This window comes from Bartonella sp. 11B, assembly GCF_002022625.1.
GTDB lineage: Bacteria > Pseudomonadota > Alphaproteobacteria > Rhizobiales > Rhizobiaceae > Bartonella > Bartonella rochalimae.
In genome coordinates, this window is record NZ_CP019783.1 from 1,470,801 (window position 1) to 1,495,689 (window position 24,889).

Below are 24,889 nucleotides of genomic sequence, written 5' to 3' on the forward strand. Positions count from 1 at the left end.
CCTTCGAAAAGAAACAATTCATAATCGCTTTAGTGAAAACCGTTATTGATCCCGAATACAATAATAAATCTAGAGTTCAGTATCATTGTAGAAGCATTCGTAACAATTTTCTTGTTATGCTTTAAAAAAAATTCTGTGTTCCTGCAACGTACTCTTAAATCATAAAAAACAATATCAATAAACATAGCATATATTCACTCTCTCTTTGAGAGTCGCTCTCTTTATAAATTATAAAACAATAAAATTCTTACACAAAAGGAACAAATGCTGTACCAAAACGCAATTTAGCTTCATTTTCAGGTTCTATATGAATAGTAACACGGACATTTTTAAATTCCGCTTCAAGTGCATTCTCAATATTATTACAAATCTGGTGTGCCTCTCCTACTTGCATATCAGTTGGTACAACTAAATGAAACTCTATAAAAGTAATCCTACCAGCAACACGCGTTCTTAAATCATGGACTTCAATTGCACCGGATGCACTCATTGAAATAAGATTACGAATCCGCATTGTTTCATTTAATTCAACCCCAACATCCATGAGACCCTGAATAGCATTATAAATTACCTTACCTCCCTGCAAAAGAATATTAATAGCGACAATTACTGCCAAAATTGGATCTAAAACAGCCCATTCAGTTATAAATGCAGAAACCAACCCTATTAAAATGCCAACTGAAGTTAAAACATCCGTCATTAAATGGACTCCATCAGCTTTAAGAGCAGGAGAACGGTGAATTTTTCCTTGTCGAATAAGAAGCCATCCCCAAAAAAAATTGATAATACATGCTGCCAAATAAGGACAAAGCCATATTCCAGGTTTTTTTGGTGCTTCAACTGTTATAAATGCTAGCCATGCTTCTCTTAAAATAAAAATTGCCGCAATAATGATGAATACGCCTTCAAGAAAAGCAGAAAAATACTCTGCCTTATGATGTCCAAAAGGGTGGTCGTGATCAGCAGGCTTCATACTTATTTTAACTGCCCACCACGCTGCTAAAGCGGCAAGAATATTTACAATAGATTCTAGTACATCAGAATAAAGAGCAACTGAATTTGTGATATAATAGGCCCAATATTTTAAAGAAAATACAATACAAGCCGCTCCAATAGATAATATAGTCAATCTTTGTATCTGTATTTTTGGATCCATAACTCAATAATCTTTTTATTATAACGAGCGATAATATTTTTAATATATCTTCCAACACTCTCTTAAAATAAAAAGAAATATTAAGAGAAAATAAAACTAATTTTTATAATTTATCATCACTTTTCCACAGTTCTGATACAAATTGCTTTACAAAAAGGCAGCTTAGATACTATTTATCAAAAGTTGATTTTCTCCAGATATCAAATACAATTAATCTGGCTATCAACAGCTTCTTAAACAGCTTTCTCTTTATTACCTTTAACTGAAACGGATAACTTTTATATTTAAATGCGGCAATCCTAATACATTGCCTATATTACTCACCCTTATGACATGAATAGACATCAAAAAATACAAAAAACTAAGAGTTTCACTCCAGCTTTTCTCTTATACTTTTAAATGCAACAACCACTATAAATAATTTCACAGAAAAATAATTGTCAAAATCACCCCTAAAATAGAAGAAAATAAGTTTTAATAAACATCTCCTAATATAAAAATAAAGAATCTGGGCATTGGGAACCCAGATTCTTTTTCCTTTTAATAAGGATTTACAGGCTTAGGAAATAGCGGGGACCTAAGATCCTGTACCCGATATGAAAACAATATATTTGCCGCACTCGGTACATGTTATATATACTTATGATTGTATATTGTCAATAATATTCTACTTTAAAGTTAAAAATAATATTTTTATCTTTCTATTCAATACCTAGTGATTTAAAAAAAATAATGTTAAGGATTTCATATGATTCTGAACATCACCACAATTCACGAAGCCGATGATCCATGTTTGGAAGCTTACCGTAATATTCGTGAAAAAGATCTCGTTGGACGACAGCATCAATTTATTGCTGAAGGAAAAACGATATTATCATCATTGCTGCATTCAAAAGAATTTTCTACCTTATCATTGCTTGTTGTTGCAGCACGCCTTTTAAGTATTATGCCCATTTTAAAAGAAACAAAACCAACATGCCCTATTTATTGTGTTCCGCAAAAAATCATGGATGATATTGCTGGTTTTCATGTTCATCGTGGTATGCTTGGCATTGGGGAACGTAAAAAACTACCATCATTAAAAAAGTTTTTACAAAATCTTCCAGAAAAAGCTTTGATTTCAGTTTTATGTGGCATCTCTAATTATGAGAGTATGGGAGCTATTTTTCGTAATGCAGCTGCTTTTGCTAGCACTGGTATTATCCTTGATAAAACGTCTTGTGATCCTCTTTATAGAAAATCAATCAGAGCTTCTTCTGGAGCAGCGTTAAGTGTACCCTATACACGAGGAGATGATATTGAGAGCATTATAACCGCTTTAAGTAATGCGAATTTTAAACTTTACACGCTTTCCCCTTCTGCTACCTGCTATCTTAAAGATGCAAAAGCAACAAAACACACAGCACTTATTTTTGGAATAGAAGGGAATGATTTGCCAACACATATTCTCCAAAAATCAGAGACTTTGCGAATTCCTATGGCTTATGGCTTTGATAGCATCAACCTTGCTACAGTGTCAGGTCTTACCCTCGCACATTTTGCTGATTTTGATCAATTGAATTAAAACATTCATATTTAAAATAAATTATCAAATGATATCCTGTTTATCTTATATATTTATTTACATACAAAGGATGTTTCATCTTTGAAAAAGGATGAAGTTTTCGTTTTCAAATTACATAAAACTTTCTTCAACATTTTTTCAGTGTCAGCGGCACGTTCTGCACACGTAATAAATCCACCTCCAAGAATACGTGCTTTATGACTATTATCATTATAAAGAACGCAAGCTTGACCTGGGGCTACACCACTCTCACTTTCTAACAAATCAACAAAAAATGATCCTTGCTTATAATGTAAACGCGCTGAACGTGGAGGACGCGTCGAACGAACCTTTACTGCAACCTCAATACCGTCAAGAGGAAAATTATCTAATTGTTCATCACCAAGCCAATTCACATCACGTAAAAAAAGTTTACGTGTTTCCAACATCTCACGCGGACCAACAATAACACAGGCATTTTCTACATCAAGATAAATAACATAAAGCGCTTCACCAGTTGAGACACCAATTCCACGACGCTGACCAATAGTATAATTAACAATTCCTGAATGTTCTCCCAAAATCTGCCCATCAATATGAACAATAACTCCAGGATTTGCAGCCTCTGGTCGTAACTTTGTAATAATATCAGAATATTTTCCTTGTGGAACGAAGCAGATATCCTGGCTATCGTGTTTATTGGCAACAACTAAGCCCATTTCGGTCGCTATTTCACGCACACGCTCTTTTGAAAGATCACCCAATGGAAAGCGTAAATAATCAATTTGCTCTTGTGTTGTAGCAAATAAAAAATAACTCTGATCACGATCAGCATCAAGAGAACGAAATAATGCTCGATGTGCACCATGGGCACGACTGCGAATGTAATGACCTGTCGCTAGAGCATCTGCACCTAACTCATATGCAGTTGTTAACAAATCCGAAAATTTAACAGTTTGATTGCAAGAGACACATGGAATGGGTGTTTCTCCATGCGCATAGCTTTCTGCAAAAGGATTAATAACAGCCTCGCGAAACCGTTCTTCATAATCCAGAATATAATGAGGCACACCTAAAGTTTCCGCTACACGACGTGCGTCTTCAATATCTTGCCCTGCACAGCAAGCCCCTACACGATGTGTTGCAGCACCATGATCATACAATTGTAAGGTAATCCCCACTACATCATAACCTTCTTTTTTTAAGAGGCCTGCAACAACTGACGAATCAACTCCTCCAGACATCGCAACAACAATACGAGAATTTTTAGGGTGCCCTGGCAAATCAAGACTATTTAAAAACATACATTCACTCTCTATTTTTTAAAATGCCTGCTAAACATATGCACTATGCTCCGTTTATATTATTTTTTTGTCTTCCCTACAACTAACGAGTGATATCAGACTGTCAAAGAAGGAGCTTAAAGTAAAAAACAATCAATTAAAATAGAGGTTTTTTCATAAAAAATTACTATAAATACTATAACATATTGTTTTATTTATAATATCTGCAAATGATTTTATTAATTTTTCTTTTAACAAGTTTAGTTCTTTTTTAAAACTCATATATTATTCATATATTATATTGAGGTCTCTAGCTCTTAAATATTACAGTAGAAAATACAATGACTGATTTAATAAAAACACAAATAAAATATGTTATTGGTCCGGATGGAAGTCCACTCACCATCACCGACTTACCGCCTACAACAACAAAGCGTTGGGTTATCCGTCGCAAAGCTGAAGTTGTTGCAGCTGTTAGAGGTGGATTATTAAGTTTGGATGAGGCGTGTCAACGTTACACTTTAACTATAGAAGAATTTCTTTCATGGCAAAGTTCGATTGATGAACACGGTTTAGCTGGATTACGGACAACTAAAACCCAACAATATAGGCATTAAATAATGATGTCGGTTCAAAATTTTATTTCAAAATAAGCCAAGCTTTTTTAAGCTTGGCTTATATTTTTCTTTCAGCATATAAAATTTAAAAATCTATATAGAATCTGGAGTTTCAACTACCCAACCATTGAATGGAGTTGAGTAAAAGTATGATGATTATCTGTTGCTGTCTTATCCTCATTCTTTTCAAGAATTTGCGCACGTTGAAGCTCTGTATCAATTTCTTTCAAGGCAATTTTAGCATTTGTTTCCTGCAACTTTAAACCACGAATCGAATCTGTGAGATTATCACGCCTCTGTCGTGCTGCACGAGCAAAAGCTGAATAAGCGAAATGATGAATATCATTATTTCCCGATCTACGCTCTTCATTAACAATTTGTTCTTCGAGTTCTAATACCATTCGTTCAAATTCTGTAATCATCATCTCAAGCTGTGCAATTTCACGACGCTTCTCTCGCACTTGAAACATCTTTAATTGCACCATATTCTGCTGTGACTTCATACCTCATACTCCTTAAACTACACAAAAACTCAAATTAGCGCTCATATATACCCTCTATACCTTTATTTTCACTCTTTTCATTGAAAATAAAAAGCAATTTTTAATTTAAATTTCTTTAGCATTTTAAACTACTACAAACGAAGCCTCATTTTAAAAGCGCTAACTCTTTCTTCACATGATGCTCTTATTAAATCGAAGAGACTTAAATCTCGGTAAATAAATATAAAAATTTTAAAACAGTAAATTATAAAACTTTTTTGCATCACAAATTAATAAAATATAGCACCGATTATCCTATCAAATTTTTAAAATATGAAATTTTTCTAAAATAATTTTATTCACCTCTTTCAAAAATAAAAATATTTTGTTAACCACTATCTAAGATAGTAGGGGAAACAGCGGCAATTGTTACGCGTACTGCTGAGCTATTCATAAGCACTTAAATATTAAGTGTTTGATTTTGTGAATTGTTTTTTATGAACAGTCATTTTACTAACTGTTATGAAATAAAAATGCTCCACTTGATTCGGGAGGAGCAAGATGAGGGAATGAAATGCGCGTATTATTAATTGAAGATGATAAAACAACCACTAAAAGCATCGAATTGATGCTAAAATCAGAAAATTTTAATGTTTACATTACTGATCTGGGTGAAGAAGGTATCGATCTAGGTAAACTCTATGATTATGATATCATTTTGCTTGATCTGAATCTTCCTGATATGTCAGGCTATGAAGTCTTACGGACTCTAAGGCTAGAAAAAATAAAGACTCCCGTGCTTATCCTTTCTGGTATGGGAGGGATTGAAGATAAAGTTCGTGGTTTTGGCTTTGGTGCTGATGATTACATGACTAAACCTTTCCATAAAGATGAATTAATTGCACGTATTCACGCTGTTGTTCGTCGTTCTAAAGGTCATGCACAATCAGTTATCATTACTGGCGATCTTACTGTTAATCTCGATGCTAAAACAGTCGAAATTGCAGGTCGTCCTGTTCATCTAACAGGAAAAGAATACCAAATGCTAGAACTTCTATCTCTACGCAAGGGTACTACACTTACTAAAGAAATGTTCCTCAATCATCTCTACGGTGGTATGGATGAACCTGAACTCAAAATTATTGATGTCTTTATCTGCAAGCTGCGGAAAAAACTGGATGCAGTATCTTCTGGCGTCAATTATATTGATACAGTTTGGGGACGCGGTTACGTATTACGTGATCCAGTTGAAGAAAACATACGAAAAACTGCTTAAATAACAAAAATCATAACTCTTAAAATCTCAGATATTATATGCTGAGATTTTTTTTGTTATCGATCAATAAAAATCCTATAATTATCATTCATTAAATAGCATCTCAGCTATTTTTTCTAATATAGTGAAAAATTTTATCTTGTTCAGAACTTCTTTATACATTCGAAAGTAATGCAGTCACTGGTTTCGTGTATGCTTATTTTCATAGCTGTTATCTCAGCAAGTAATATCGTATAATAGAACTGAGCAATACGTGCATCAATTAGCTCTTCCGGCATTTTTCCGTTATATAATTCAATAAAATGAGAAGGGATACGTAATATTTTACCACGAATTTCGAATCGAAATAAACGTTGATCTGTATTTTGTAAAATTACAACACCTATTTCACCACCTTGAGAAACCGTCGCATTTGCAATCAATAATAAATTAAGCAAAAGTTTAATTTCATCTTTCGGTAGAAGAAAAGAAGCAGCCTGCCATTTCAAAATTGCTTTTTCTTCTTTCATATATTGTTGAGACACTTGTTCAGCAAAAATCGTATCTACTTTGTCCTCTACTCCTCCTACAGCCCCAAAAGCTAATCGCGCAAATTGTAAACGTGCAGAAGCATTTGCAACAGATAAACGCACTAATTGTAAAACATCTTCATCAGCATTACCTTCATCATAAAGCTCCATAGCATTTTGAATAGCACCAATAGGAGAAATTAAATCGTGGCAAATACGACTACAAAGCAAAGCAGCCAAATCAGTAGACTTCAAAGAAATAGCTAATGTCATATTTATATAGCTCCTCAATTCTGAATGTTTTTCAACTGCAACTCTTAGCACCTAATGTATGTACAGAAATTGAACAATCACATTAAAATCTTCTTTTTAAGAATAAATTTAAGAATTTAAATAACTTTATGCCTTATTTTCTATCTATTGGATAAACATTATAATTCTATTTGTGTATAAATTAACTTAAAATTAAAAGGGAAAAATCCCATGACACACTCTCTTTTATCACGTTGGTATATGAATATTGTACTTTTTGCATCGCTTTTATTCATAATAACAAATATTGCAAATGCCCAACTCTCACCAATAGAAGAAAATGATCAAAATTTCTCGTTGCAAGAAATTATTTCTTCTGGTCATAATTTTTTTGGGAAAACAGCAGGAAGCATAGCCACTGCAATTGAAAAAATTTTTTCACGACACGGACATCCAAGTGCTTATATTTTAGGAGAAGAAGCATCTGGAGCTTTTTTTGCCGGATTAACTTATGGTGAAGGAAAAATCTTCACAAAAAACTATGGGCAGCATAAAGTTTTTTGGCAAGGTCCTTCTATAGGATGGGATTTTGGCGGTCAAGGATCCCGTTTAATGATCTTAGTTTATGATCTTAATAAGATAAATAATTTATGGGGACGCTATGGAGGTATTTCAGGTTCGGCCTATTTAATTGCAGGAGTTGGCTTTCATATTCTTAAACGGGATAATACTCTGCTCATTCCGATACGCACAGGCATTGGCGCACGCCTTAGCATCAATATGGGATATTTAAAATTAACACCCACACCAACATGGAACCCATTTTAACACTCTGACTGAAAAGAGGCATTATGTTTATCCAATCAATTCTTTTTTTTATTCTCGGAATTGCGACTATTTCTTGGTTATTAGTACTGATTTCCCCTCTCATTTGGCGTAAAGTTCTTCATTTTGCATACAAATCTGTTTCTGCAAAAATTCCGTTATCGCTTATTGAAATACAAGCAAACCAAAACTTTCTTTGTGCCCAGCATGCCGTAGAATTGGCGCGCCATGCACAAAAATATGATTCTTTACAAAAAAAATATGCTCAACTAAAAATACAACTTAGCCTCCAAAAAGAACAGCTCTGCTCTTCATATTTTCCACCGCAATGCACACCCCTTCTCTCTCCTAAAACAGAATCGGTAGAGAAAAAAAATAATGTTCTTGCAACAAATACTTTCATAAAGGAAATTAAAGCTATGCATGAGAAAATAGCGCATTATAAAAAACGCTTAAAAAATATTCAAATAGATGAGCTTGATACTGCTGCTAAAGATCAACTACTGCATGAATTATGTGAAGAAACAAAAGAATTAGCAGCCACGCTAGCTGCTCACATCGCTATAAAAGAGGGTAAAGACTCATCTATTAATAAATTAATTAAAGGCTCTAAAAACAAAAACGACCTTGCATCTTATATTCGCAAAAAAATTGTTAATACTAAAAAAACTCCCCTCCCTGAAAATTAATTACAGCTAAACAATAAAAGACGTTTTTGATAAGCTGATAACTGAAAGATCAACAATGAACATCATTGATTAATATCAATGCCATGAAAACTTTGTTATTATGAATTCACACTGTCAACAATAGCTAATTTGCAAATGATAAACTTTTACTATTCAAGTTTCATCTGTAAAATAGCGTATTTCTTTTATAATTTTTCTTATTTTAAAGTTTTTTGCAGTCTTTTAGGATATACAATCTGACCAAAATATTAGTATAATGAGAGGATATTTATGTTTTCCTTCATACTGGCATGAATATTTGCAATTTCTTTTTCTATAAATAGGACTATATTCTCAACTTTCATGATCCATTTGATATCAGCGTTATAAGTGAAAGAACGCATGAAATCATTAATAGATATGAAAAGTGATATAGACTGAATTAATCAGGACCTTACAGTATACAATGTTCCATAAATAGTGCGATTCTTTTACAAATTTTACGCACTATAAAAATCTCTTATACATTGAATAATTTTATCTTGATCGCTTTGAGATAAATAAGGATACATAGGTAAGCTTAAGACACAACTTCCTAAATACTCAGAAACAGAAAGAGAATCCTTTACATAGGGAAAATTTTTATAAGCTGGTTGTAAATGTAATGGAGTATTATAATAAACCATTGTAGGAACGCCATTTTTTTGTAAATAGGCTTTTAACTGATCACGATTTTTCACCTTAATAGTGTATTGTGCATAAGCACAACGAACATTTTCTTCCACTTCTGGAACTGCCACAATATCCTTTAAATTCTCAGAATAACGTTGAGCAATTGCTGCACGTTTTTCTATCTCATCTTCAAAAATAACAAGCTTTTCTAACAAAATCGCAGCTTGAATTGTATCTAATCGTGAATTCATACCAATACGCACATTGTCATATTGCGTTTTACCTTTACCATGAAATAATATTGAACGTAAAAGGGCTGCCATATCATCATCATTGGTCATCATAGCGCCCCCGTCACCATAACACCCTAAAGGTTTTGCTGGATAAAAACTCGTTGCGGCAACGTCACCAAAAGCGCCACACATAATATGACCACTTTTACCACCTATCGATTGAGCAGTATCTTCAATAACAAAAAGATTTTCTTTTTCAGCCACTAGAGAAATTTGACTATAGTCAGCAGGAAGTCCAAATAAATCGACAGCAATAATAGCCTTTGGTTTAAGACGTCCCTCTTTTTTAATCATTGCGATTGCTTCACAAAGTTTATCAACATCAATATTGAATGTATCGGACCTTACATCAACAAATACAGGCTCTGCTCCTACCAAAGCCGCAACCTCTGCCGTTGCAGAAAAAGTAAAGCTAGGACAAAAGACAGCATCCCCTGGACCAATATTTTTAGCCATAAGAGGCATCATCAATGCATCTGTTCCATTAGCACAAGCAATAACATGTTTAACGCCAAGATAGTCTGCTAACTTTTCTTCAAATTCTGTTACTTTCGGTCCTAAAATATACTGACCACTGGCTATAACATGCGCAATTGCAGCATTAATTTTATCTTCGATGCGCGCACGCTGCGCTCCAAGGTCAATGAATTGCATATTAACTCCATTGATAATTACAATTAGGAAAGCATACTTTATCTTTTACTCATAATGGTTGACACTAGCTGCAGTTAAAACTCTTAAAATAGCGACAGCATCTTTCCCATTTGTACGAGGCAATTGACGTGTCTCAACACAATTTAGAAAATGCTGTAATTCGTAAGTAAGCGGTAAACCTTCACAAACATCAATATAATTTATCTTATCAACCTTAGAAACCCATTTTTTATTCTCCTGCCAAACAGAAAAATTGTGGAATGCTAATTTACGATTCCACGGTTCCATATCATCCAATACAAGCATAGCCTTTGTACCAACAACTGTTAAGCGCCTTTCGCAATAAGGGCTAAGACGTGAAGTAAAGAGGTGACTGCGTATACCATTGGGAAATGTCATATGAACATGCGCAAAATCAGAAAGCTGGTTAATCACTGCAGATCCTTCTCCATGCACCTGAGAAGGCTCACATTTTGTCAAAGCTAAAATCATTGAAAGATCATGAGGAGCAAGATCCCATAAAGCGCTGCTTTGTGTATGAAATTTACCGAACCCTAACCGATGAGAATAAATATAACGGATATCTCCTAATGCTTCTTGCTCTATTAATTCACATAATTTTTCAAAGGCAGGATGAAAACGCAAAATATGGCCTACCATAAAAATCCGCCCATATTCATGAGCAATCTTAACTTGAAGTTCAGCATCAGCTACATTCAAAGCAATTGGTTTTTCAACCAAAACATCCTTACCACTTTTAAGAGCCCGTAGCGCATTTTCTGTATGAAATTGTGGGGGTAAAGCTAGAACAAGTGCATCAATATCTTTATGAGTAAAAAGCTCATCGGGTGTAATAGCTATAACACCATACGTATTTGCAAAATGTGCAGCGCGATCAGCATCAGTATCAGAAACTGCTGCTAAAACTCCAAGAGTTTGAAGGGTCTGTATATGATTTTTACCCCAATAACCGCACCCTAAAACCGCTACACGTGGCGCCATTTTTTATGCCTTATTTTGTCAATTATATAAAATTTATACTTTCAATTCATTCCATATCCGGGATGAAACAGAATAACAAGAGAAAAGCTTAAAAACGATGCTTGACATCTTACTATTCTACCTCTTAGTATCCACAAAAGATAAAATGACTTAATCAGATTTATCTGTTTTGGCGGAGTAGCTCAGTAGGTTAGAGCAGAGGAATCATAATCCTTGTGTCGGGGGTTCGAATCCCTCCTCCGCTACCAATATTTATTTTATGACATTTTTTAGAAAAATTTTCATCATATAACTCCAATTAATTTTGCTGAATTATTATAAATAACTTTTTATAATCAATGAATAGAAAGCAATAAAAAATACATAAATTTTTCTTAAAAAAATTTTATAGTAATACTATTCTTTCATCACTCAAGGACTTAATGTAATTATATGGAAAAATGAAACAATTATTTTTCTGTATTTTTTATTTTCAATTTTTATAATAAAATGATTAAAAGCAGTATGAGCACAAAGAATAATACGAGTTGTTCAGAATTAATTGCTCGGATTTATAATGAAGTCATGTATAATCATATACACAGAACATAACCTGATCATTCAAATTAACTTTTCACCCTATACTTTTAAAATTCCTAGTTTTGAAAAAAGCTATCTAAAAAAGAAAGTTGATCTCCTCATAAGACTTATAATGCTCTCTCTTCTCTATGAACAATAGCCTCAATACTGGATTTAAAAAACATCTTTGTATAGTCATCTTTTGCGTGTAAATGACGCAAATCGCTATTGCTTAACTCCTCAACAATTACACCTTTGTGCATAATCCCAGCACGATCGCATATATGTGCAATAACAGCAAGATCATGAGAAACCATTAAATAAGTCAAATGTTTTTCTTGTCGTAATGATTTTAATAAATTTAAAATTTCAGCCTGCACAGATACATCCAATGCAGATGTTGGTTCATCAAGTAACAAAACTGCTGGTTCAATAATCAAAGCACGCGCAAGAGCAACACGTTGACGTTGACCTCCAGATAATTCATGTGGATAACGATAAAAAAATGAAGAACCTAAACCAACAGAATCCAAAACATTCTGTATCCGTTCTTCTTTATTATCCATGTTATGGATGGAGAGAGCTTCAGAAAGAGCAGTATAAATCATTTTTCGTGGATGAAGCGATGCATAAGGATCTTGAAAGACCATTTGAATACGACGTAGAAAAGCCTTATCTTTTTTCTGCGGTACTTCTTTTCCATCAAAAATGACCTGTCCACTCGAACAGGGAACTAACCCAACTAATGCATTTAAAATAGTTGATTTACCGCACCCTGATTCACCAATCAAACCATAAGCTTCACCACGCTTAATATGAAAATTAACATTTTTCACAACTGGCGTTGCTCGATAACCACGTCCGAAGGTTACAGATAAATCAGAAACATCAACAATATTTTCATAATTGGTCATACTAACCTCTTTCAACACCATGAACAATTGCAGGCCCATCTAACCAACTAGGATCTCGCTCAGGAACAGCTAAAACATCAACTGGATTATCAAGCCGTGGCAAGCTTGCCAACAAAGCTTTTGTGTAGGGATGACGTGCACGAGATAAATCAGATGCTGACAATTCTTCTAAGATACGACCAGCATACATAACCAAAACACGATCACAAAAATTAGCAATCACATTCAAATCATGACTAATGAAAATAAGTCCCATTCCAGATTTTGTTACAAGCTCATCCAGCACCGTTAAAACCTGAGATCTAACTGTGATATCAAGTGCGGATGTTGGCTCATCAGCAATGACTAAATCAGGTTTTGAAATAAGCATCATAGCAATCATAACCCGCTGCCCCATTCCACCTGATATTTCATGAGGAAATAACCGCATAACATGTTCAGGATTACGAATATGAACAGATTCGAGCATAGAAATTGTCTGTTTCCACGCATCCATTTTTGAAACACGATAATGAACACGGTAAGCTTCTATGATCTGATCCCCAATTCGCATTAACGGATTAAGCGAATATTTTGGATCTTGTAAAATCATTGCAATACGTTTTCCCCGAATAGTACGCATCTGAGACTCATTCGCAGATAACAAATCTATATCATCAAAACGCATTTTTTTAGCTTTAACGATTGCTGACTTCGGATTTAGTTTTAAAATCGCACGTCCAGTTATTGATTTTCCGGATCCAGATTCTCCAACAATTCCAATTTTTTCTCTCCCAGCAGAAAAGCTAACACCACGCACAACATCTGAAATACCACCTGTTATAGGAAATGAAATGTGTAAATCTTCTATCTCTAATAATTTTTTACTCATTGCGCGGATCCAATATATCACGAAGTCCATCACCTAAAAGATTAAAACCCAAGCTCGTAAGCAATATTGCACAACCGGGAACTGCCGCCAACCACCAACTTGTCATCATAAATTCACGACCAGTTGAAAGCATAGCTCCCCATTCAGGACTGGGTGGCTGAGCGCCTAATCCTAAAAAACCAAGACCGGCAGCCGTTAAAATAATCGCAGACATATTCAACGTTAACCGTACAATTACCGAGGGAATACACATCGGTGCAATATGGAATAGAATAATTCGAAAAGAAGATGCTCCCTGTAGACGAACGGCAGAAACATAATCAGATAAGCGTATTGTCAAAGTTTCAGCACGCGCTAAACGTGCAATTGGTGGCCATGCTGCAATTGAAATCGCAATTGCAGCATTTTCAATACCTGGTCCTAAAACAGCCGAAAAAGCAAGTGCTAAAATCAAACTTGGAAAAGCAAGAAAAATATCAACAATACGCATCAAAATAGTATCAACCCATCCTCCTATATAACCGGCTGTTGTCCCTACAATGAGTCCTATAGGTGCCACAATAATGGTAGTTAGAAAAACAATATAAAGGGTAATACGCATACCAAAAATTAAGCGACTAAAAATATCACGTCCTAATTCATCTGTTCCTAAATAATGCGATGAAGATGGTGGAAGAAGTCGATGAGCAAGATCATTGCTTACAACATCATGGGTAGCAATCCAAGGTGCAAAAATCGCACATACAATAATAGAAAAAATAATAATAAAACCCAATAAAGCAGAAATATTACGAAAAAATCGGATTAACGAATGATAAAATTTTTGTATATTTGCCTGAATAACTGACTGTGGAACAGGCTTATTTGACCAATGTTTTAATTGGGGTTCGTTTTTGTGCAATATTGCCATAATTTAACGTGTCCTTGGATCGAAAATATTATAAAATAAATCAGAAAGTAAATTAATAACAATAAAAAAGCACCCTATAAGTAGTGTACAAGCTACAACCGCATTCATATCACCTGCCAAAAGTGCACTCGTTAAATAACGTCCAAATCCAGGCCAAGCAAAAACAGTTTCTGTTAACACAGCACCTTCTAATAAAAAAGCATAAGAAAGTCCAACAACAGTAATAATCTGAACAGCGGCATTGCGAAAAGCATGCTTCCAAACTGTTTGTCGCCATGATAATCCTTTAACACGTGCAGTAATAATATATTCTTGATTGAGTTGTTCAATCATAAATCCACGTGTCATACGGCTAATATAAGCCATAGCACCAAAAGCTAGAATTAAAGCAGGCATAATAATATGACTGAAAACATTGCCAAAAGCTTCCCATTGCCCTTGCATTGCAGTATCCAAAAGAAAAAACCCCGTCTTAGCTTCAAAAGAATATTCATAAATAAAATCAATACGTCCTGGACCACCAATCCAATCAAGCTTATTGTAAAATACCAATAACGCCATCAATCCAAGCCAAAAAGTTGGCGTTGAGTAAACACACAGTGTAAAAAGACGTACAAAATAATCAATGGGTGAATTACGGTACATTGCTGCAATGATACCAAATGGAATACCAAAGCTTGTACCAATAATAATAGCAACTGTTGCTAATTCCAGCGTTGGAGGAAATACATGCATGATATCTTCTAAAATAGGACGCCCTGAAATCAAAGAATCTCCAAAATCAAACAAAAAAATATTTTGAAGATAGGTCCAATATTGAATGATCAATGGCTTATCAAGGCCCAAACGATAGAACATTTTATCGTAAGCTTCTTGACTAATATTATCTCCAAGAATAGCAATAACAGGATCTAAAGGAAGAAGGCGACCAATAAAAAAAGTAATGGTTATTAAGCCAATTAACGTAACAAATACCGAAATAAAAAGTTTAAAAATTTTGAAAAAAAAGGCCGACATATAGAAATTTTTCTGATTCGGCGATGCTGCTATATCCGTCTTTGACAATGATGAAGTTATCATAATATTTCCCTACCAACTTATGAAACATAAGTTTAGCGATATTTCTCGCCCTACAGTCAAACAAATTTTAACCATACATTACATATGACTTCGTTCATCATTTGATTACATATATTTTTCAGCTTTATTATAATAAAGCCTGAAACTATTCCAGACCCATTTTTTCACTGCAGGTCCTACTCCAATAGTATAATATGTCTGGAATAAATAAGCCATAGGACCGTGATTTAAAATATAATTTTGTAGTTCTCGATATTGCTCGAAGCGTTTACTTTTATCCTCTTCAAATAAAGCATCCATCACCATTTTATTTGCCTTTGCATCATAATATCCAACCCGCCAAGCCAAATGCATATTATACGGTTTAGTAAATGTCGGATCAGGATTAAAAACATGATGCCATGAAGATGCATGCCCATCAGGGTCAGCTGTATTCCAACTCATAATAGCAATATCATAATTTCCACCACGAACACGATTTAATAATTGAGCTTGTGACATTTTTTCAATGGAAAGTTCAATCCCAATTTTACGAGCATTTTCTTGAATAATTTGTGCAACAGATGACATATAGGACAAACTGCCAATTAAAAGATTGGCCTTAAAGCCATTTACATAGCCCGCCTCTTTAATTAACTGTTTTGCTTTTTTCAAATCCAACTTAAATGGCACACCCTCTTTTTCATCTAAAGCGCCTGGTATCCCCAACGGCATATAACTTGCACGAGGAATAGCAATCCCTTTTAAAACAGTTTTACCGAGCGTATCATAATCGACTAGATAACGAAATGCCAAACGCACTTTTTCATTGGCAAAAATTACATTCTTATTATTCAACGAAAGATAAACAGACTGTGGACGTAAAACACGATGAATTGCAAGAGGCCCCTCTTGTTTCTCAATATCCAATATATCTTCTGAAGAGAGATCACGGGATATATCTACAACACCCTTTTCCAAAAGGAACCTCTGACTTGCTGATTCAGCCACATGAAGTATTAAAATCCGCTCAATTTTCGGCGCGTCTCCCCAATAATGTTGTGTTGCTTCTAAAACAACGCGCTCTCCGGGAGCCCAACGTACTAATTTATAAGGCCCAACACACGCTGAATGAGTCGCTAAATATTTATTTCCCATATCATTATTAACAGCATGCATTTCGAGTTTCTGCCGATTCAGCAAAGCAGAAGCATAAGATTGTCCAATTACAGTCAATATAAGACGCAAAGGATAAAGTTTATCAAATTGCATTTGTAAAGTTTTATCATCAAGAGCTTGGATCTTTGTTTCAACATTATCTTCAGTAAATCCGTAATCTTTTAAAGATTGAGCATAACTCAATCCTAATTTAACAACCCGTTGCATTGACCAAGCAAGATCTTGTGCAGTTGCTAATGTTCCATCATCAAATTTTAAATCATCACGAAGATGAAAAATGATTTTTTTCCCATCATCCAAAACATCCCAAGATTTGGCCATAGCAGGCTGAATTTTTGTAGAGTTATGTGGATCATACTGTACCAATGCACTGCAAATATTCGTCAATAACTCACTCGTTACAACTTCTACAGATTGTGCTGGATCAAAACTGGTAATCGAATCAATACTCCATGCCATCACTAATGTATTTTTAGGGGATGCATGCAACATTATTGGCATTAATCCACTAAAAAAAACAATTGATCCTAATAAAGCATAAATTCTCTTAAACATTTTCTTATACAGCCATTCAGTTTGCATTTTTTATTGTACCAACCCTTTCAAACAAAAATCGATGATGATTATTCAATTATAAGACAGCACCTTATTTTTCAGGTTCTATGTATAGAGAAATATACTTTTACTCGATTGCGCGAATTACTTACCCTTTACACATCGCATAATCCAATATGTATTTATTTTTCAATTGTATGATAGAAAATGCGCGGTGCACTATTCCAACTCCATTTTTTAATAACAGGGGAGATGGCTACAACATTATATTTCTGATACAGAAAAGCATAAGGTCCTTTTTGCATAAATTCGTTTTGTAAATCGACATATCTTTGTGACCGTTTTGTTTGATCTTTTTCAAACAAAGCGTCTTGAACTTTTTGATTCATCTCTTCATCAAAATACCCATGTTGCCAACTAGGATAAGCTGTATTTTTAGACTCAAACTGATTATCAGGGTTGAAAACAATCCGTGAAGCTGTCGTATGAGGATCTACAGACTCACTATTCCATCCCAAAATAATTGTTTCAAAAGCACGTGCATAAGCTTTTGAAAAAAGCTGTGTTCCTGCAAGACGCTTAATGTTCAGACGAATACCAACCTTTGCTGCATTATCTTGAATGGATTGAACAATCTGCAAAGAATTAGAAGTTCCTATAAGAACACTTATTTCAAATCCGTTTGGATACCCTGCCTCAGTTAGAAGCTGCTTAGCTTTTTCAAGATCAAGCTTAAAAGGCAATCCTTCTTTTTCATTTAAAGCACCTAAACTTCCGATAGGCATAAAACTAGCACGAGGGATACCAGTACCTTTCAACACTGTTTTACCAAGCCCTTCATAATCAATAAGATAACGCAGAGCCAAACGCACTTTTTCATTGGATAAAATAGGATGTGTCATATTAAATCCCCAATAAAACATGGCTGACTGCAATACTTTTTCAACCTTAACATCTGTTTTTTCTTGAAGATCTTCTAAAATATCCACCGTCAAATCACGAGCGACATCAACATCTTTTTTTTCTAGCAATAAACGTTGTGTACTTGGCTCAGCAACATGGCGGATCAGAATTTTTTTGAGTTTCGGTTTTTCCCCCCAATAATGAGGATTAGCACCTAACAATACTGCTTCTCCTGCACGCCAATCGATTAACTGATAGGGTCCAACACAAGCTGAATGAGTCGCTAGATATTGGCTGCCCATATCACCATTCTTTTCGTGTTTCAGAATTGTTTCACGATCAAGCAAAAGAGCAACACGATTAGCAGCAATACTATTAAGAATGAGCTCTGCTGAATATGGCTTATCAAATTTCATCACGACAGTTTTTTCATCTAATGCTTGAATAGCATCATCAACTGTTTGTTTGGTAATACCATACTCTTTAAATGCCGTTGCACCTGCCATATCCAATTCAACAATCCGTTTCATACTCCAAACAAAATCATGAGCATTAGCAGATCGACCATCAGAAAACTTCAAATCATCACGCAAATGAAAGGTAATTACTGTATTATTTTCACCTGAAACATCCCAACTCTTTGCTAAACTAGGAATAATCTTAGTTGCATCATTGGGAGAAGAATCAGCCAAACTAGAGCAAATATTGAGAATAATTTCATGACTATAAACATCATTGATTTGTGCTGGATCAAACGTTTTAATTGCATCAAGATTCCAAGCCATTACAAACGTATCAACAGGTGTTTTTGCTAGTGTTTTTTGCTCAAAAATGCTTATAGATACAAGAACAGAAACAAAAAAACAGCTCGCTTTCAATATATTCTTTTTCATATTCATGGACTTTCCTTCCAGAATTTTATTATATAGATCAGCCGCTTACATATAAATCAATGAATTTACATCAGAAAACACTAAGTAAACATAACACAAGTATCTCTGTATACATAGTTATTACTTTCTTAATCAATAAAACTTATTTCTTCATTGCATTATAAAAAACACTTTACTCACCATATCCAAATCTCTTTTTGATAATTAAGCACGACCGTAGCATGATATTTTGGTATTGTAAATATATCAAATCTTTTTGAATAACTGCTTCGACTAAAAGCGACCTAACTTTTAAAGACCAAACTAAAAAACAAGCCATCTTTGCATTTTAAGTCTTCAAAACGCTATAAAATACAGAACACCAATCTCTCTGATCACTTCCCCAAATTACCGTAATCAAAAAACAACATACAATTCAATGTATTTTATTCATTGAAAAATAAATTTATCATAGAGTTTCACAAAAACATACTCTTTTTAATTTTAATATTTATTCTCTTTCAGAAATATCATAAAATTCTAAATATTAAATTATGCACTACATCAATATCCCTCCCCTAATTAAGCACTCTAGTGAAGAGAGATTTTTTTAAGCTTAGATGCAAAATTTCTTCTTAAAATATTAATTTATCAACTGAAAAGATCTCATACACCCTACATAAACATTTAAATATTGTGCAAATTTATCGACAAAAACATCCTTCAAGATGATCATTAACAATCCCTACTGCCTGCATAAAAGCGTAACAAGTAATAGGGCCAACAAATATCCAACCACGCTTTTTTAAATCTTTAGAAAGACGGATAGACGCAGGCGTTACAGAATTAGTTTTCCATGTCTGACAATCTGTCTTCTCATATTGTTCAGACTGTAGTGTCTGAAAAGACCAAAAATAATGAGATAAACTGTTCCATTCTGCTATAATTTCCTGAGCTTTGAGAGCATTATTAACAACTGATCTAATTTTACCTCGATGGCGAATAATGCCTTTATCTTGCATCAATATTTCTATTTTTTTTTCATCATACTGTGCAATCTTTTCAAAATCAAAACCATCAAAAGCATCATAAAAATTGGATATTTTTCTTAAAATTGTTAACCAAGCAAGTCCTGCTTGAAAGCCTTCAAGACAAATTTGTGCAAACAAAAGACGATCATCAAAAACAGGCTTTCCCCATATATCATCATGATAAGCACAATAAAGTGGATCAGTCCCTGCCCACGAACAACGAATTTTTCCATCTTTACCCATAAGAAGACCTTTATCAAGCATGAATATTCACCCTATCAAAAAAGCGTTCCTTGATCATCATCCTGCCACTGTTTTAATCGCTTCTTCGGTTTTGGAACGCTCTTAGACATAGAATTACAAGTTGAAACATTAATTTCACCATCAAAAAATCGTAAGCTTATCTGTCCTGTTTTAGGAAACTGTGCTAATCGTTTAATTGGTTTATTCTCTTGCCCTAAGGCTAAAACAAAACCACGCTCTAAAATACTTTGATAAGATGTACTTTTTAAAAGTCTAAATGCCATTTTTATTTGGGCACGTTTTTTTTCAACATTACGTAAAAAAGCATGATGAAGGCGTACTGTATACTCTTTTGTATTTTGTTGTGCTTTTTTAGTATTCAACAAACGTGGGGAAAGTCGGATAACAAGTGTATAAAAATAAAAACGTTTTTTATCATAATTAACACAAAGAGCACGTTGTAACCGACTTGAAATTTCATCAAAACTACGCCGCGGCAAAGCAAATAACTGATCAGCAGTAGGAAGACCTCGTACAACAGCAGATAATTTTTGTTTATAAAAACTAAAATAACGCGCCGCTCCTACGCGAAAGCGTAAGCTAAGTGAAGCTAAGTGTGTTTCAAGATCGAATTTAACTGGTACAGCTTTTTCCGCTGCTCCTGTAGGAGTTGGTGCTCGCCAATCTGCAACATAATCAATGAGTGTCCAATCTGTTTCGTGCCCAACTGCAGAAATAATTGGAATAGCAGATACACTAACAGCACGGACAACTGCTTCGTCATTAAATCCCCATAGGTCTTCTAAACTGCCCCCACCACGCGCCACAATAATAAGATCAGGCTTAGAGATAGCACTTTCTAAAGGTAGAGCGTTAAACCCAGCAATAGCAGCAGCTACTTCTTGACCGCTAGTCTCTCCCTGGACCCGTACAGGCCAAACAAAAATATGTAAAGGAAAACGGTCTGATATACGATGAATAATATCACGGATAACAGCTCCTGTTGGTGACGTCACGACTCCTATAACACGAGGCATATAAGGCAATTTTTTTTTCTTCGCCTCATCAAACAAGCCTTCGTCTGCAAATTTTTTCTTACGATTTTCTAAAAGAGTCATCAAAGCGCCAACCCCTGTTGGCTCAAGAGAGTCAATAATAATTTGATATTTTGATGATCCCTGATAAGTTGTTAACTTACCTACAGCAACCACTTCCATTCCTTCCTCAGGAGGAAATTGGAGTTTTTCTATCACACCTCGCCAAATAACAGCTTCTAATCGAGCTTTATCGTCTTTTAAAGCAAAATAGGCATGCCCTGAAGCGTGTACACCACGATAACCTGATATTTCGCCACGCACACGTACATAACCAAACTTTTCTTCAACAATACGTTTTAAAGCTCCTGCTATTTCAGAAACACTAAACTCTGCCGCATTTGTTGCTACTGATTTTTCAAGAAACAAATCCATCGTATTCTTCAATTCGCTTATATTGATGATAGACTAAACTATACTGATAAGATGACATATGTTTTCATTCTTTTTGTCCATAACACATCTTCTTGGATGAAACCCTTTTCATCTTTTTTAGGAAAGATAGACTTTTAAATCTTTACCGACAACAGGAATTATAATTTTTTAAATTTCTTCCATGTTATTTTAATATCAACACCACATTCACTCTTATCGCATACAAATATTGATTGATGGAAGCATTGTTCAGAAAAAGAAGTTTATATTTAAGCAATAAAATATTATTATCTTTTTTCTTATATCATCATTCAACAGAAAAATTAAACGCCTTACAGTTTTTTCTTTATTCTACTCTTTCCGAAAAGCAAAACGGCACAAAAATCCTGTAATGACAGCAACAAGAACAGCAGCTATTCCATACCAAAAGCTGTGTTTGCGTGCTTCATGAAAAATGGTATAGACAACATGTGCTTTAACAATTTCAAGAGTAGTTGTCGCACTACTTACATACTGCCCATCACGGAAAAGGTAAGCATTCACATGATAACGTCCAACAGGAACATTTGCAGGCAATTGAAAATGTGCTGTAAATAAGGAACCAGAACCAAAATAAACACCACCCACTTCTTCATGATAGAGATTTTTAGCTTTCTGCAAATTTATCAACTTACTACGAAAACTTTGTATTTTTTCTTGATCTTTTTCATTGGTTGAAAGAAAAAAATAAGGTAATCCTAGACCTAAACGTTTATAACTCTCAGCATCAGTGATATTCTCTATTTCACGCGTTGTTGCCATTGAATAAAATAGAGGAGCATTTTTAAAAGTTACGGAATCTGCATTAACCCATATTCCTAACTTACGTTTCTTTTCTCTTACAATGATCGATCGAGTTTGCCCTTCTAAACTAACTATAACATCGTAACGATTTTGTTGGCGGAATAACGGATTCATATTTTCCAAAACACCAGCAATATAAAGATCATGACCAGAAAAATTTGCCCCAACTGTAATCGTATTTGTTGTAACAATAATCTGCATAACCTCCTTCTCTTCTGATCCAACTTCCTCACTGCCCTGTGCCTCTATAGAGAAAGAAACAACACAAAACCAGCTTGACATGATAAATAAGAGGAAAAATTTATCCATTATCATCCCATAAGAATAACAAGAGAAAAAAGATTATCAGGGCGTATAAATAACTGGAAAGCTAAGCGCATACACACAATTATAACAAGAAACGCAAGTGCCAGACGTAATTGTTCTGCTTTTAACTTTTGTCCAGTCCTTATTCCGTATTGGGCTCCGATTCCCCCTCCAATCGTAAGTAAAAAAGCTAAAACAATATCAACCGACTGGTTACTTACACTTTGCAGAACGGTGGTAAAAGCTGATACAAATGTCATCTGAAAAAGCGAAGTTCCAACCACCACACTGGTCGGAACGTGTAAAAGATAAATCAGTGCCGGCACTGTAATGAATCCCCCACCAACGCCCATAATGGAAGACAATAACCCTACAACAAAACCAATTCCTAAAACTGGAATAATACTTACATAAATCATCGACGCTTGAAAATAAACTTTAAATGGCAATCGATCGATCCAATTATAATAACGAGGAGAATGAGAAGTGACCTTTTCTTTTTTGCATCGTCGCATCATAGCACATAAACTTTCAACCATCATCAAACTTCCAATACTTCCAAGAAGGAAGACATAAAGAAGTGAAATCATAAAGTCTAACTGCCCTAATTTTCTGAGAAGAGAAAAAACTTGAATACCGACCAAAGATCCAATTCCTCCTCCAATCACCAAAAGAATACCAAGTTTAATGTCAAGAGTACGTTTTTTGAAATGCGTAATTGCTCCCGTTACAGATGACGCAATTACCTGATTAGCTCCTGTTCCAACAGCAATGGTAGGAGGAATATTATAGAAAATCAATAAAGGCGTAATTAAAAAACCACCACCAATTCCAAAAAGACCTGAAAAAAAACCAACGACCGCCCCCATGCTAATTAAAATCAGCATACTCAATGACAATTCAGCAATTGGTAAATAAATACTCACTAATTCAAAATATTCAAAAATTTAAGATTTGTTTTTAATTTTTTCTTTCAATATTTTTTATCTTTATCTTTATAAGACAACTTTGACATCATACATATTGCCGCAAAGATATACATGAGCGTTCATAACACATCTCTTATATTCTTCATGTAACTGAAGAGCAACACACTAAAACTAATAATAGACAAGATTACATAATAACGTAAAAGTATATTCTAAAAACTATTCTTTGAAAGAAAATGCACGCCGAACCCCTGTAAAGAAACCACTTAAGAAGTGAACATCGGATGAATTTTTATCTGTTAGAGAATTTTTCAATGATTCTGTAGAATTCGTTGATAAGGAACTTATATCCTCTTGTTCTGATACATCATCGGTATTTTTTTGTCCTGGCTGCATTTTATCTTTTTTCAAAATATTGGACGTTTCATAAGATTGAGAATTCTTATTTTTTTCACGCACTATATGTGCAAGATAGTACACAACTGCATTAATTGATTGTGAAGAGGATTTACATTGTTTTATGATTGTTTTTTGTAAATTTTCTTTTTCACAAAGAAGAGTTTGAACCAGTATTTTAATTTGCTCTAAATCTTCAAAAAGTTTTTCTTCTTTCTGATTTCGAGCGTAATGCTCAGCCAAAATAGCCCGACTAATTTCATTTAAATAAGACTCTATACTATCATCTACAGGGCCCTGCTTAGCCAACCGATTATGCGCTTTTTTTATCTGCATTTTTTCATAAACATACCGTAACTTAGCAGAAATATCTGACATTCTTATTCCATAAGGTGCTTGTATTTCCTGAATTTTATTAACAGTAGAAGGAGAACAATGTTTATGCTTAACTGGCTTCAGAACATCGTGTTTAATACTCACAGATCCCACCCCTTACCTACATTCAATATGAATCATATTAATTAATGAAAAATGTGACCTATTTTAGTAAATAGAGTTTTAAGAATAGTAAAAAAATTGAAAATAATTGTATAAAATTAAGGAGGCTAAACCTATTTTT

General features: G+C 34.4%; 21 protein-coding genes, 1 tRNA gene and 1 pseudogene. 6 read left to right on the forward strand and 17 right to left on the reverse strand.

Annotation, left to right across the window (positions count from 1 at the left end):
• Positions 1–247 precede the first annotated feature (247 nt).
• On the reverse strand, positions 248–1,156 hold the full coding sequence (locus Bho11B_RS06325) for a cation diffusion facilitator family transporter (protein WP_035006910.1): 909 nt from the start codon (positions 1,154–1,156) through the stop codon (positions 248–250).
• 748 nt (positions 1,157–1,904) lie between these two features.
• On the opposite strand from Bho11B_RS06325, the gene Bho11B_RS06330 reads away from it, so the two are divergent.
• The gene (locus tag Bho11B_RS06330; RefSeq protein ID WP_035006908.1) at positions 1,905–2,720 is read left to right on the forward strand and encodes an RNA methyltransferase; all 816 of its coding nucleotides are present in this window, start codon (positions 1,905–1,907) and stop codon (positions 2,718–2,720) included.
• Positions 2,721–2,773: 53 nt separating this feature from the next.
• Here the strand turns inward: Bho11B_RS06330 and mnmA are convergent, their stop codons facing one another.
• Positions 2,774–4,003, reverse strand: coding sequence for a tRNA 2-thiouridine(34) synthase MnmA (mnmA, locus tag Bho11B_RS06335; RefSeq protein WP_078673926.1), 1,230 nt, complete (start codon positions 4,001–4,003; stop codon positions 2,774–2,776).
• 320 nt (positions 4,004–4,323) lie between these two features.
• On the opposite strand from mnmA, the gene Bho11B_RS06340 reads away from it, so the two are divergent.
• Positions 4,324–4,599 carry a DUF1153 domain-containing protein gene (locus tag Bho11B_RS06340; protein ID WP_035006904.1) on the forward strand — a complete coding sequence of 92 codons (276 nt, stop codon included), beginning with the start codon at positions 4,324–4,326 and terminating at the stop codon, positions 4,597–4,599.
• 116 nt (positions 4,600–4,715) lie between these two features.
• Here the strand turns inward: Bho11B_RS06340 and Bho11B_RS06345 are convergent, their stop codons facing one another.
• Positions 4,716–5,102 (reverse strand): hypothetical protein, encoded by a 387-nt coding sequence (locus tag Bho11B_RS06345; RefSeq protein ID WP_035006902.1) that lies wholly within the window; start codon positions 5,100–5,102, stop codon positions 4,716–4,718.
• 553 nt (positions 5,103–5,655) lie between these two features.
• Between Bho11B_RS06345 and ctrA the strand changes: the two genes are divergently transcribed.
• Positions 5,656–6,357 carry a response regulator transcription factor CtrA gene (ctrA, locus tag Bho11B_RS06350; RefSeq protein WP_035006900.1) on the forward strand — a complete coding sequence of 234 codons (702 nt, stop codon included), beginning with the start codon at positions 5,656–5,658 and terminating at the stop codon, positions 6,355–6,357.
• 143 nt (positions 6,358–6,500) lie between these two features.
• Here the strand turns inward: ctrA and chpT are convergent, their stop codons facing one another.
• On the reverse strand, positions 6,501–7,139 hold the full coding sequence (gene chpT, locus Bho11B_RS06355; protein WP_078673927.1) for a histidine phosphotransferase ChpT: 639 nt from the start codon (positions 7,137–7,139) through the stop codon (positions 6,501–6,503).
• Positions 7,140–7,349: 210 nt separating this feature from the next.
• Between chpT and Bho11B_RS06360 the strand changes: the two genes are divergently transcribed.
• Positions 7,350–7,946, forward strand: coding sequence for a DUF1134 domain-containing protein (locus Bho11B_RS06360; protein ID WP_078673928.1), 597 nt, complete (start codon positions 7,350–7,352; stop codon positions 7,944–7,946).
• 23 nt (positions 7,947–7,969) lie between these two features.
• Positions 7,970–8,632 carry a hypothetical protein gene (locus Bho11B_RS06365; protein ID WP_035006895.1) on the forward strand — a complete coding sequence of 221 codons (663 nt, stop codon included), beginning with the start codon at positions 7,970–7,972 and terminating at the stop codon, positions 8,630–8,632.
• 479 nt (positions 8,633–9,111) lie between these two features.
• Here the strand turns inward: Bho11B_RS06365 and Bho11B_RS06370 are convergent, their stop codons facing one another.
• The gene (locus tag Bho11B_RS06370; RefSeq protein ID WP_078673929.1) at positions 9,112–10,230 is read right to left on the reverse strand and encodes a DegT/DnrJ/EryC1/StrS aminotransferase family protein; all 1,119 of its coding nucleotides are present in this window, start codon (positions 10,228–10,230) and stop codon (positions 9,112–9,114) included.
• A gap of 45 nt (positions 10,231–10,275) precedes the next feature.
• Positions 10,276–11,232: a Gfo/Idh/MocA family protein gene (locus Bho11B_RS06375; protein WP_078673930.1), complete on the reverse strand. Its 957-nt coding sequence runs from the start codon at positions 11,230–11,232 to the stop codon at positions 10,276–10,278.
• 171 nt (positions 11,233–11,403) lie between these two features.
• Here Bho11B_RS06375 and Bho11B_RS06380 point away from each other — a divergent pair.
• Positions 11,404–11,480 (forward strand) — tRNA-Met (locus Bho11B_RS06380).
• A gap of 438 nt (positions 11,481–11,918) precedes the next feature.
• On the opposite strand, the gene Bho11B_RS06385 is transcribed toward Bho11B_RS06380, so the two are convergent.
• The 11 genes and pseudogenes from Bho11B_RS06385 to Bho11B_RS06435 all read right to left on the reverse strand — a co-directional run bounded on the left by Bho11B_RS06385 (position 11,919) and on the right by Bho11B_RS06435 (position 24,750).
• Complete coding sequence (locus Bho11B_RS06385; RefSeq protein WP_035006889.1) at positions 11,919–12,704, reverse strand: ABC transporter ATP-binding protein; 786 nt, start codon at positions 12,702–12,704, stop codon at positions 11,919–11,921.
• Position 12,705: 1 nt separating this feature from the next.
• A complete protein-coding gene (locus Bho11B_RS06390; RefSeq protein ID WP_078673931.1) occupies positions 12,706–13,575 on the reverse strand; it encodes an ABC transporter ATP-binding protein in 870 nt (289 codons plus the stop codon).
• Positions 13,568–14,485, reverse strand: coding sequence for an ABC transporter permease (locus Bho11B_RS06395; RefSeq protein ID WP_078673932.1), 918 nt, complete (start codon positions 14,483–14,485; stop codon positions 13,568–13,570). Before Bho11B_RS06395 ends, Bho11B_RS06390 begins: the two co-directional genes overlap by 8 nt.
• 3 nt (positions 14,486–14,488) lie before the next feature.
• Complete coding sequence (locus tag Bho11B_RS06400; protein ID WP_371441550.1) at positions 14,489–15,502, reverse strand: ABC transporter permease; 1,014 nt, start codon at positions 15,500–15,502, stop codon at positions 14,489–14,491.
• 168 nt (positions 15,503–15,670) lie between these two features.
• Entirely contained in the window at positions 15,671–17,278 is a 1,608-nt protein-coding gene (locus Bho11B_RS06405; protein WP_078674169.1) for an ABC transporter substrate-binding protein, read from the reverse strand.
• A gap of 182 nt (positions 17,279–17,460) precedes the next feature.
• Entirely contained in the window at positions 17,461–19,080 is a 1,620-nt protein-coding gene (locus tag Bho11B_RS06410; protein ID WP_078673934.1) for an ABC transporter substrate-binding protein, read from the reverse strand.
• A gap of 677 nt (positions 19,081–19,757) precedes the next feature.
• Positions 19,758–20,385 (reverse strand): annotated as a pseudogene (locus Bho11B_RS06415) (DNA-3-methyladenine glycosylase I).
• Positions 20,363–21,796, reverse strand: a complete 1,434-nt coding sequence (gene xseA, locus Bho11B_RS06420) for an exodeoxyribonuclease VII large subunit (RefSeq protein ID WP_078673936.1) — start codon at positions 21,794–21,796, stop codon at positions 20,363–20,365. The pseudogene Bho11B_RS06415 and the gene xseA overlap by 23 nt, the downstream one beginning before the upstream one ends.
• Before the next feature lie 351 nt (positions 21,797–22,147).
• The gene (locus tag Bho11B_RS06425; RefSeq protein WP_078673937.1) at positions 22,148–22,948 is read right to left on the reverse strand and encodes a TIGR02186 family protein; all 801 of its coding nucleotides are present in this window, start codon (positions 22,946–22,948) and stop codon (positions 22,148–22,150) included.
• A gap of 2 nt (positions 22,949–22,950) precedes the next feature.
• On the reverse strand, positions 22,951–23,871 hold the full coding sequence (locus Bho11B_RS06430; RefSeq protein ID WP_078673938.1) for a sulfite exporter TauE/SafE family protein: 921 nt from the start codon (positions 23,869–23,871) through the stop codon (positions 22,951–22,953).
• A gap of 222 nt (positions 23,872–24,093) precedes the next feature.
• A complete protein-coding gene (locus Bho11B_RS06435) occupies positions 24,094–24,750 on the reverse strand; it encodes a hypothetical protein (RefSeq protein WP_051668868.1) in 657 nt (218 codons plus the stop codon).
• Between the last annotated feature and the right edge of the window lie 139 nt (positions 24,751–24,889).